The 10,439-nt window shown below is 36.1% G+C and carries 14 protein-coding genes; 9 read left to right on the top strand and 5 right to left on the bottom strand.

Annotated features, from left to right (window positions below):
* The first annotated feature begins 128 nt into the window (after positions 1-128).
* The 4 genes from M901_RS06265 (at position 129) to M901_RS06250 (ending at position 3,365) form a co-directional block, all read left to right on the top strand.
* Complete coding sequence (locus M901_RS06265) at positions 129-1,697, top strand: methyl-accepting chemotaxis protein (RefSeq protein ID WP_021277326.1); 1,569 nt, start codon at positions 129-131, stop codon at positions 1,695-1,697.
* A gap of 68 nt (positions 1,698-1,765) precedes the next feature.
* Positions 1,766-2,155, top strand: a complete 390-nt coding sequence (locus M901_RS06260) for a hypothetical protein (protein ID WP_021277323.1) — start codon at positions 1,766-1,768, stop codon at positions 2,153-2,155.
* A gap of 86 nt (positions 2,156-2,241) precedes the next feature.
* Positions 2,242-2,832: a PDC sensor domain-containing protein gene (locus M901_RS06255; protein WP_021277328.1), complete on the top strand. Its 591-nt coding sequence runs from the start codon at positions 2,242-2,244 to the stop codon at positions 2,830-2,832.
* 8 nt (positions 2,833-2,840) lie between these two features.
* The gene (locus M901_RS06250) at positions 2,841-3,365 is read left to right on the top strand and encodes a hypothetical protein (protein WP_021277327.1); all 525 of its coding nucleotides are present in this window, start codon (positions 2,841-2,843) and stop codon (positions 3,363-3,365) included.
* Here M901_RS06250 and M901_RS18365 read toward each other — a convergent pair.
* Positions 3,336-3,578: an AzlD domain-containing protein gene (locus tag M901_RS18365; protein WP_369793750.1), complete on the bottom strand. Its 243-nt coding sequence runs from the start codon at positions 3,576-3,578 to the stop codon at positions 3,336-3,338. The genes M901_RS06250 and M901_RS18365 overlap by 30 nt on opposite strands.
* A gap of 67 nt (positions 3,579-3,645) precedes the next feature.
* On the bottom strand, positions 3,646-4,368 hold the full coding sequence (locus tag M901_RS06245) for an AzlC family ABC transporter permease (protein ID WP_021277324.1): 723 nt from the start codon (positions 4,366-4,368) through the stop codon (positions 3,646-3,648).
* 72 nt (positions 4,369-4,440) lie between these two features.
* Between M901_RS06245 and M901_RS06240 the strand changes: the two genes are divergently transcribed.
* The 3 genes from M901_RS06240 to M901_RS06230 all read left to right on the top strand — a co-directional run bounded on the left by M901_RS06240 (position 4,441) and on the right by M901_RS06230 (position 6,317).
* Positions 4,441-4,893, top strand: a complete 453-nt coding sequence (locus tag M901_RS06240; protein ID WP_021277331.1) for an Lrp/AsnC family transcriptional regulator — start codon at positions 4,441-4,443, stop codon at positions 4,891-4,893.
* Between the two features lie 114 nt (positions 4,894-5,007).
* Entirely contained in the window at positions 5,008-5,922 is a 915-nt protein-coding gene (locus M901_RS06235) for an outer membrane protein (protein WP_021277329.1), read from the top strand.
* A 14-nt stretch (positions 5,923-5,936) separates the two neighbouring features.
* The gene (locus M901_RS06230; protein ID WP_021277325.1) at positions 5,937-6,317 is read left to right on the top strand and encodes a hypothetical protein; all 381 of its coding nucleotides are present in this window, start codon (positions 5,937-5,939) and stop codon (positions 6,315-6,317) included.
* A gap of 64 nt (positions 6,318-6,381) precedes the next feature.
* Here the strand turns inward: M901_RS06230 and M901_RS06225 are convergent, their stop codons facing one another.
* The 3 genes from M901_RS06225 to M901_RS06215 are packed head-to-tail and all read right to left on the bottom strand — an operon-like array spanning position 6,382 to position 7,885.
* On the bottom strand, positions 6,382-6,753 hold the full coding sequence (locus M901_RS06225) for a tRNA-binding protein (protein ID WP_021277330.1): 372 nt from the start codon (positions 6,751-6,753) through the stop codon (positions 6,382-6,384).
* Positions 6,754-6,766: 13 nt separating this feature from the next.
* The gene (gene arsH, locus M901_RS06220) at positions 6,767-7,465 is read right to left on the bottom strand and encodes an arsenical resistance protein ArsH (RefSeq protein ID WP_053335833.1); all 699 of its coding nucleotides are present in this window, start codon (positions 7,463-7,465) and stop codon (positions 6,767-6,769) included.
* A gap of 12 nt (positions 7,466-7,477) precedes the next feature.
* Positions 7,478-7,885, bottom strand: a complete 408-nt coding sequence (locus M901_RS06215; protein WP_021277334.1) for a MerR family DNA-binding protein — start codon at positions 7,883-7,885, stop codon at positions 7,478-7,480.
* A 157-nt stretch (positions 7,886-8,042) separates the two neighbouring features.
* Here M901_RS06215 and M901_RS06210 point away from each other — a divergent pair, with 157 nt between their 5' ends.
* Complete coding sequence (locus tag M901_RS06210; RefSeq protein WP_053335832.1) at positions 8,043-9,629, top strand: catalase; 1,587 nt, start codon at positions 8,043-8,045, stop codon at positions 9,627-9,629.
* Positions 9,630-9,703: 74 nt separating this feature from the next.
* Positions 9,704-10,294, top strand: coding sequence for an ankyrin repeat domain-containing protein (locus M901_RS06205; RefSeq protein ID WP_021277333.1), 591 nt, complete (start codon positions 9,704-9,706; stop codon positions 10,292-10,294).
* Positions 10,295-10,439: the final 145 nt, after the last annotated feature.

The following is a 10,439-nucleotide window of genomic DNA, read 5'->3' as shown; positions in this document are numbered from 1 at the left end:
ANAACTCTCTCAATACAAGACTAAAACAATACACTAAGTTACATCTAACTCCCCTCTATTGTAGTAAACAGCAATCCATTTTAAAATATAGGAAATTACTGTTTACTATTTTTACTTAAGAGAGAGTTATGAAAGCCATTCTAAATCTTAAATTGAAGTATCAAATCTCGATACTTGTTGCTATTGCAACGATTTTCCAAATTATCATCTGTGTTGTCAGTTTCAATTCACTTTCTGTAGTGAATTCTAATTTAGAGAAGGTCTTCCAAAATAGACTTCCCTCTATTGATAATATTGTTCAAGCAGATAGGGATTTTCAGCAAGCTCTAGTTGCAGAAAGAACACTTCTAATTGATGGTATTGATCAAAAAGAAATTAAGGCACAAATTGGAGATTACACAAAGAATAGAGATCAAGTTATTGGACGTTTTAAAAAATATGCTGAACTCTCTGAAAGTGAAGTTGAAAAGAAACTCATTAAAGAGTTTTATGAAAATTATGATGATTGGAAGAAATACTCTGAGAAGAATCTTCCATTCTTAAAAGAAGGATACTCTGGGAAAAGAAGTGCCTATACAGAGAAGTCACTGAAAGAAGCATCAAAAAGGTTTGAAAAATCTCGTGGGAATATGGATGCCCTTCAAGAAGAAATCCTAAATTATGCAAAAGCCGAATTTCAAGAAGCTGAAAGATATTACTCTACGGCTAAGAAGAGAATCTTCATTCTCTTCGGAGCGTGTCTATTAACGACTGTGATTATTAGTATCATCGTTATTCGTGGAGTAAACAAGAGTATTGGAAATGCCCTTAGTACTATCACAACAGAATCAGACAATATTACAAATATCTCTGTTCAATTAACTGATAAGTCAACAAACCTATCGAGTGCTTCAACAGAGCAGGCATCTAACGTTTCGGAAACATCTTCATCACTACATGAAATATCAGAGATGGTTAAGAAAAATACAGATATAGCGGTAGACAGTGCAAATATTGTTAACAAAGGGCAACAAGGTCTGAATCAGGGGCTTAGCCTCATTAACACCCTTAATGATAAAGTAAAAGAAGTAAATAGTGCTTCCATAGCACTAGCTGGTAAGGTGGATGCGAACCACTCTCGCTTTGAAGAAATTCTTTCTGTTTTCGAAAATATCCAAAGTAAAACAAGTGTTATCAATGATATTGTCTTCCAAACAAAACTTCTCTCATTTAATGCCTCAGTAGAAGCTGCAAGAGCTGGAGAGGATGGAAAAGGTTTCTCGGTTGTTGCAGAGGAAGTCGGTAATCTCGCAACGGCTAGTGGTAAGTCAGCTAGTGAAATTTCAGAGCTTCTCGATGGAAGTTTAGAAAATATCTCAAATATCATTAACAACTCAAAAGAAGAAGTAACAGGAGCAATTAAGAGCAATGAAGTTATTATTGAAGAAGCTCTTAGACTCTCAGCGGAATGCGAAAGTGTTCTCAAACAAATGGAACAACTCTTTAAATCAATTACGGAATCAACTAATGAGATTGCCTCTTCTTCAAAAGAACAATCTGCTGGCGTAGATGAAATTAATAATGCAGTCCACGAAATCAGCTCAGCATCACAACTAACAAGCCAAAATGCAAATGATGTCGAAGTAAGTGCTTCACAGCTTAACGAACTATCGAAGCGCCTCGTTGGTTCTTTGGAAGATCTTAAAAAGATTATATGATAATAAAGACCTACCTTATATCCCTTGCATGCCTTATTTGCTTGAGAGTTCATGCAAGGGATCTAGAGGTGGGTATTTTTAAAAATAACCCAGGCCTGATTTCACTTGATGATTTTGAAGAGCTAGCAAGTTGTACGTTTAAAAAAGATCTTAATGAAATCAAGCTCAATATATTACCAGGGCCAAGAATAGAGAGTTATCTTAGAGAAGCAAAATTAGATGCTGCCTATCCCTACCCTCTTGAAAAGAGCGAACAGGAGCGAGGGCTCTACCCTGTTTACATCGATGAAGTTTTACAAATCTCGAAATCAAGTAAGAAGGTAGTTAAAACATATGGTGTAACTCACTCCGATCATCATAGCTTAAGTTCATACTTAAAAAATAAGAAATCAACTACAAAGTTAATCAAGTTGAATCACTTTTTAAGGGACTCGAAAGAGATCGGACTGATTCAATAGTAGTACGACGTTCGCAAATCCCTCATGACTTTAATCTTGGCCTTTACAAGATCAAGAGTCTCTTTTTTGAGCACTATGGAATTCGAGTGACTCAGAACCTTCTCTTTAAATCAAAGACAAATTTTAAGTCTCTTCTTAGTCGTTTCAGAATGTGTCTTGATAGAAAGACCTTTAGCATTTCACAAGAAAGAAAGAGCGAGATAAGTAGAAAAATACTTTCTGATCTTAACTCTCTTTCTAGGAAAATGAATCTAAAGAAAAGGATTACTTTGAAAGATATCGCAAAAAAAGAAAGGATTTGGCATGAAGAAGGTAAAAGCTCAACCCTTCTTAAAAACACGGTCATACGCTCAAGTCATTCACTAAAATTGGTGAAAGCAATATCAGAGTTTGATTATATTGAAGAAGCATTTTTAATGAATCACCAAGGTGGCTTGATTGCGACATATAAGATCACAAGTGACTTTGATCAAAGTGATGAAGAGAAATTTATTTCTGTTATAAAAGATAAGAACTTCAATACAAATCATATCAGTGATCTCTACTATGATGATTCTATTAACAAATTTCTTATCGGGCTCTCATTTCCTCTTAAGAATAAAAAAGGTGAAATCCTCGCCATTCTCTATATCGGAGCTGATATTAACAAGCTCTTAACTCATTATTCTATCAACTAGGGGTTTAAATGATTGCCTTTATGCTCAGCTTAATTCTTCTTCACGGTTGCCTCTTTATGGCCGATGAGTATCTCTTTCATAAAAAAAGAGGTTTGGCCCGAGCCGAGATCAACAATTCACTGATTGATGGTGCACTCTTTCTTATTCCTCTGGTAATTTGTATTTTCTTTCCCTATATGGAATTAACGAAGAATATATTCTTAGCAACGGCATTTCTCTCATGTATGTCTATTGCCAAGAACGAATTATTCTATAAGGACCTTTGTGTTAGGGAGAGACTTATTCACTCTCTTCTCTATGTTTTGCATCCGGCAATTCTTTATACTTTCTTTGTCTCTTGGGAATACAATTACTTCCATGACTATCCAAATTTTTGGATGGTACAACTTATCTATATCTTCTTTGGTACAAAAACCCTGGCCTACAGGATCATCTACTGGAACTATATCTTTCATCCTGATGATTTAGTGAAAGACTCTTCAGAAAGTTCTTTAACATATTCTTCAAAGTATACTGAAGACAAAGAGAAGTAGAAGACCACAAACAATAGTTATTAAAATATTTTTAGTCTTATAACTGATAAAGGACGCCACAAATAAAGCAAATAGCCTCTCCTTTTGTAAGAAGAAATGACTTTGCCCCTGGTGAAAGAAGACCATAGGAGTAATGAGAGCTGGAAAAATGGCACAAGGAATGAAGGATAAAACTTCTCTCATTCGCTTTGAGATATTTAGCCGGCTTGACATATATATGAAACTTGCACGAATACAGAATGTCCCTATTCCCAAGAAAATAACACTGACCCAGAAATTATCAAAGACCATCTTTAACCTCGCTATTTCTATCTGTATTAACACTTTTATCAGAGCTCAAATAGGCTCCACAAAGAACTCCAATGCTCGCTGAGATAATAAGTCCTAAATTATAAGGTAGTTTATAAAGAAATAAAGACAGCACAGCTGAAATCATCACAACATAAAAGTAAGTCCTATTCTTAATCGTAGGAATCGTTAAGGCCATAAAACTTAAAGGGATCGCAAATTCAAGTGATAAACTCTTCGGCGCAAAGTTACCAAAGAACATCCCTAGAATGACACTTATATGCCAACACACCATCATGAAAAATGCTGAACCAAGATAGAAAGCAACTTTGTCTGATCTCTTATTATAGCGCTCATCCAGATCGAGGCATGTCGCATAGGCCTGATCAGTTAAGAGATATGAAGCAAAGGTTTTTGTGAGAAGATTTGACTCTTTAAACAAAGGTGCAAAAGATGCACTATAGAGCATCATTCTCAAATTAATAATACAACCAGTAAGAACAATCACGACAGTTTCAACATTCTGCGTGAGTAAATCTACCGCTACAAGTTGAGCGGCACCTGCAAACATTAAGAAGTTCATCCCTGTCACTTCCATAATATTGAGGCCCGCATTATGGGCGGCCGTTCCCATAATAAGTCCAAAAGGAAGAACCCCTGGAATGATCGGCAACATTGACTTAATACCTGTAATAATTGGGCTTTTTCTATTCATGAATTTATCATAGCAGATTTGTTCAAATCACATCTTGCAAAGATTTTAAAAAATTGACATAATTTGCAACATATGACGAAGATTGATGAAATAAATGAAAATATATTGCAAGAACTAAATAAAAACGGAAGAATCAGTAATACTGACCTCGCCGCTAAAATTGGCCTTTCTCCTTCGGCCTGTTTACGTAGAGTCCAAGAACTTGAAGAATCAGGCATAATCAAAGGCTATAGGGCCATTTTAGACAAACAAAAGCTAAATATTGGCTTTGTTGCCTATGTTTCAGTTGGTCTCTCAAGCCACACAAAGAAGTCTCAAAAGGACTTTGAAAAGGCCATCTCACAGGCCACTGACGTAGTAGAATGTCACAATGTCGCTGGATCTTTTGAATATCTACTGAGAGTAGAAACAAGTGACCTCCATAGTTACAAGGCCTTTCACACCGATATCCTAGGAACACTTCCTCAGGTTAATTCTATTACAACATATGTTGTGATGGAATCTTCAAAAGACCATAGAGAGTGATCAAATAAAAAACACTGTTTCAAAAATAGACGCTCTAACTCATTGAAACCCTCCCCCTATTTCTGGCATAGGACTTGCTTAATAAAAACCACACAATTTTTAGAGGGAGAGATCATGAAGTCAATGTATTCAATTGCGATTCTTGCAGTACTATCAACAGCGGCCTATGGACAAGTCGTCAAAAGAAATGGGGATAAAGTTGTTATCAAGAATTCAGTATCTCCTTCAAGTATTGGCCACAAAGTTATCTTTAAAGATCAAGACGGTCTCAATCAGGGTTATGGAACAATTCAAAGAGTTAAAAATAATCTAGCACTAGTCAAACTAGAACAAGGAATGAGCTCGAATAACTATAGAATTATATCGTCAACTAATAATGTCTCTGCAGAAATTGAAAATAAAAATTCACAAGATAAGATAAAGTTTTCGTTAAACGCCGCCTTTAGTATCTCAAATATTCAAGAGATCTCTGAAGGAAATGAAACACTTAAAAGAAAGAATATGAAAGCAGATGATGAAGATGGCTACAATATCACTGATATTTATGACCACAAGAGTATCGATATTTTAGGTGAAATCCAAATACCACTCACGCAATCATTTAGCACAAGCTCATTTGCAGGACTTTCTATCTCACCTTCAGATACAGTTGTTGAAGGTGATGGTTATAAAATGAAGAAGTCATACCTTGAGCCAAAAGTACTTCAAAAAGTATCATACAATATTGAAAATAATGGAATCCTCTTTTCTCCTTATGTTATTGGAGGTGTTGGGCTCTATAATAAGAAGCTTGAATTCATTGGAGATAGCACAACTGTCGATATGACTCTACAAGGGATCAACCTTCAAGGAGGGGCCGGACTTAATGTCAAGCTCAACAATCTTGTCGAAATCTTTGGAGAATATAGATTAAGTCAAGTATCGAAATTAAAAGTAAAATCGGATGACACAAGCATTGAGGAGAATGATCTAGACAACGCGAAGATCAACTACAGTAACTTATCAATTGGTTTAAAATATAACTTCTAAGAATAGGATAAAGAATGAAAACACTTAAAATACTACTTGTAGCTCTTATTGCATCAACATCGATGGCGGCTATCTACAAAGTAAAAGAAAAGAATTGTACAAAGTATATGGTCACAAATGAAGTCCCGGTAAAAGGGATTGAAGTGAGTGCCAGAGATACACATGGAATGTATCTTAAAAATATGACAATTGACTTTGATAATGGATTCGCTCAATTTGATTTAAAATCAGCAATTATTTTAGGATTCAATAGAAAGGTTGTGGATGGAAAGATTCGTATTTCACAAGATCATCCAGAATTTAACGAATTTATCAATCTTCTCCAAAAGGATCTCTTCTTTATATCAGAGATTTGTATTGATAAGAATGAAGTTATTTCTTTTAAAGTAAACTAACCCCCTCCCCCTCTTAATACATCAAGCGAGGACCTTGTGATAAACAACTTCCTCGCTTAATTTTCTAATGAAGACGAGCTCCATTAGGAACATCTTGATCTGCATTCAACAACACAATATCATTATTCTTATCAGAAAGACCTAAGACTAAAACCTCTGACATAAATTTTCCAATTTGTCTTGGAGGGAAATTTACAACCGCGAGAACCTTTTTCCCAAGAAGAGACTCCCTACAGTAATGGACAGTGATTTGTGCGCTTGATTTTCTCACTCCTACACCAGGTCCAAAATCTATCTTCAATTTGTAACTAGGATTTCTTGCTTCTGGAAAGTCTAAAACCTCAATGACTTCCCCTATTCTGATATCAACATCAAGAAACTGTGAAAATTCAATATTTTTAGAGGCCTGAGCCTCTGGACTAAAATCTAAATGCATTCGATACTCTCTATTATTCTTCAGCCTTTTTCATTTGTTCAAAGGCCTTAACTTCTTTTTCTCTACGTTCACTATATCTATCTACGAGAAAGTCTGCATGTTCACGTGTGAGATAAGTAAAACGCATAAGCTCCTCCATCACATCAACAACGCGGTTCCTATACGCTGACTCCTTCATTCTACCATCTTCTTCGAATTCTTGGTAGGCCTTTGCGACTGAAGATTGGTTAGGAATTGTAATCATTCTCATCCATCGTCCTAGGATACGCATATTATTAACGGCATTAAAGCTCTGTGAGCCACCAGAGACTTGCATAACAGCAAGAGTTCTTCCTTGAGTTGGCCTAACAGCACCAATTGAAAGAGGAATCCAATCGATAATTGTCTTCATTAGCCCAGACATATTTCCATGTAATTCTGGTGAAGACCAAACTTGCGCCTCTGACCAAAGACTAAGCTCTCTTAGCTCTTTAACTTTGGGATGATCCGCCGATGCTTCATTGTCAAATAGAGGTAAATCACTAGGGTTGAAGATACGAATATCAGCTCCCATGAACTCAAGAATTTTTCCCGCTTCCTGCGCCAAAAGACGAGAATATGACCTCTCTCGAAGTGAACCATAGAGTATAAGAACTCTTGGCTTATGTGAGATTTTATTTTGCTCATCATTTAGAGGAATGAGATTAAAAGCTTCTGTTTCTAGGTATTTCATCTTAGACTCCAACTAAACCCCATCAATAAAGCACTCTAGAATCGGACACTCACTCAAAGGCTGAGTCTCATCGACACAGCAATTTGCGAGATTCTTAAGAGAGGCTTTCATTTTTTTGAGATCTGCAATTTTCTTATCTATTTCATTAATCTTTTTTTCTGTCTTACTAAGAACGTCACTGCATTTCGCATGGTTTTTAATTCTTAGATCTAGAAGTTCTTTAGCTTCCTTCAGAGAAAAACCCAATTCTTGAGAGCGTTTAATAAAACGAATTTTTAAAATATAGCTTTCTGGATAATAACGGAAACTTCCCTCTTTATTGGGCTGTTCTAAAATCCCTTTCCTCTCATAAAACCGTATCGTTTCTACGTTTACATCAGAGGCATTCGCTAATTTTCCAATTGTAAATCTTTCTTTCATAAGTCCATCCTACACTCTGTACTATAGTACGGAATCAACCATATCATAAGAATTTTCCAAAAAGAAACAATGAGTTAACTGGCCAGTCATCACCATAGAAAAGTCTTATCACATCATAAGATTTAATAATTGGAGACTATTGCCCTTCTCTGCCAAAATGGATTCAACGCTAGGACCTTTAACAAGGAGAAAGGAAGTGAATATAAAATTATTAATGACAACAGTACTACTCTCATCATTTGTCTATGGTGAGACATTAACAAGAGAAACAGGCGCCCCTGTAGGAGATAATCAGAACTCAAAAACGGCCGGTGAAATGGGTGGGGTTCTGCTCGAAGATGCCCACTTAATTGAAAAACTTGCACGCTTTGATAGGATGAGAATTCCAGAAAGAGTCGTACACCCTAGAGGTGTTGGGGCCCATGGAGTTTTTAAATCATATGGGAACTTCTCTGAATTAACAAAGGCCTCTGTTTTTAGTGAGAAGAACAAGACAACAGAAGTCTTTGTAAGATTCTCTTCCGTCATCCACTCTAAGGGCTCACCAGAAACAGCAAGAGACCCACGAGGGTTTGCAACTAAATTTTATACAGATCAAGGTAACTGGGATCTCGTTGGTAATAACTTGCCAGTGTTTTTTATTCGAGATGCTATGAAATTTCCTGATATGGTTAATTCTTTAAAGCCTGATCCTCAAACGAATAGACAAGATCCAAATAGAATTTTTGACTTTATGGCACATCATCCAGAAAGTATCCACATGTGGACTCATCTCTTCTCTAACAAGGGGACCCCTAGAACACTAGGTGGAATGGATGGAAATGGTGTTCACGCATATAAGTTTGTAAACAAACTTGGAAAAGTAAATTATGTAAAATTTAGATGGAAATCATTACAGCCAGACAAAGGTTTTACAGCAAAAGAAGCTAGTGAAATGCAAGGAAAAGACTTCTCTCACTTAACCAAGGATCTCTATGATTCGATTAAGGCCAAGAAATATCCTTCTTGGGAATTAGTGGGACTTATTTTTGATCCAAAAGATTTTGATAAAGTTGACTTCAACCCTCTTGATGCGACAAAAGACTGGAAGTGTGAAATGGCGACAGTAAACTGTCTAAAATTAGGGGTAATGAGTTTAAATAGAGTTCCAAAGAACTTCTTTCAATTCTCGGAACAATCAGCATTCTCTCCAGCCGTTTTTGTCCCTGGGATAGAACCATCAGAAGATAGGCTTCTTCAAGGGCGTCTATTCTCTTACTCTGATACACAACGCTACAGACTTGGAGTGAACTACCAATATCTACCGGTCAATAGATCAAAGGCAAAGATTAATACTTTTGCTCAAGATGGTACTCACTCAACGTATGAGGCCAAGAATGTTCATATCAACTATCAACCAAATGGTTTTGATGGGAGTTTAAATAGAGATCGAGGATCAATGTATGAAAATACAGCACACCGCTATAGTAAGCATAAGCTTTCAGGTGAGACTCAGCAAAAGATGATTTCTAAGACAGCAAATTTCAAACAAGCAGGTGAAACTTATAGGGCCTATAGTGAGTTTGATAAGAAACACCTTATCATGAACTTTGCTGGAGATCTTAATCAAATCAAGAATAAGAAGATTGTACAACAAATGGTTGCCTATGCCTTTGCTGCCGACTCTGAATACGGAGAAAGATTGGCCAAAGCGACAAAAACGGACCTGGATATTGTTAAGAAAATAGTGAAAAAACTAAAGTAATAAGGGAGGTCTTAGACCTCTCTTTTCTAGAAGGAGTACAAAAGAAATTAATAATAACACTCTCTCTCATTCTTATGACTCAATTCAGCGGGGCAGAATCAAGAGAGTTTGAGTTAAAATACAGAATTATTGAAAAAGTTAACCACGCGGCCAAAACAAATAATCTCGAATTAATTCATGAGTATATTCGCCTTAAGGGTAACTTAAATATTCAAGATGAAAAAGGATATACACCACTTATTTTTGCTGCCTACTACGGTAACGAAGAAATGGTAGAACTACTTTTAAAGAATAAGGCAAACCCTTGTGTAAAGGATAAGAGAGGCAATACTGCTCTTATGGGAGCAATATTTAAGGGCAATCTTTCGATAGCTTACAAACTCATGAATTCAGAATGTGCCATTCATCAGAAAAACAATGCAAACCAAACCGCCTTAATGTATGCCTCTCTATTTAATAGGAAGGAGCTTGCAAGAGAATTAATTGCCAAAGGACAGAATCCAAAATTTAAGGATAATCATGGGGTCTCTGCCATTGATGTAGCAAAGAAGCAATATAATAACGAGATGGTTGAGCTATTAACAAAACAATCAGACAGGACATCTTCTAAAAGCAATGAAGAAGCCTATCAAGAAATTAGGAGAAGATATGACATTAGAAAATAGAAATATTGAATATGGACAACTCTATCTTTCAAGAATCCTCTAAACAATGACAAGTGTCCAAAGAATTGACAATAAAACAAGCTAAACAACTGAAATAAAAGGAAAAAGATGGCATCAGGATTGCTTATAATATCCTGATGCAAAA

Origin of the sequence: Bacteriovorax sp. DB6_IX (assembly GCF_000447775.1) — a bacterium.
In the GTDB taxonomy this organism is placed as follows: domain Bacteria; phylum Bdellovibrionota; class Bacteriovoracia; order Bacteriovoracales; family Bacteriovoracaceae; genus Halobacteriovorax_A.
The sequence above is the reverse complement of the archived record's forward strand: the minus strand, read 5'-3'. Positions and strand labels throughout refer to the sequence as shown.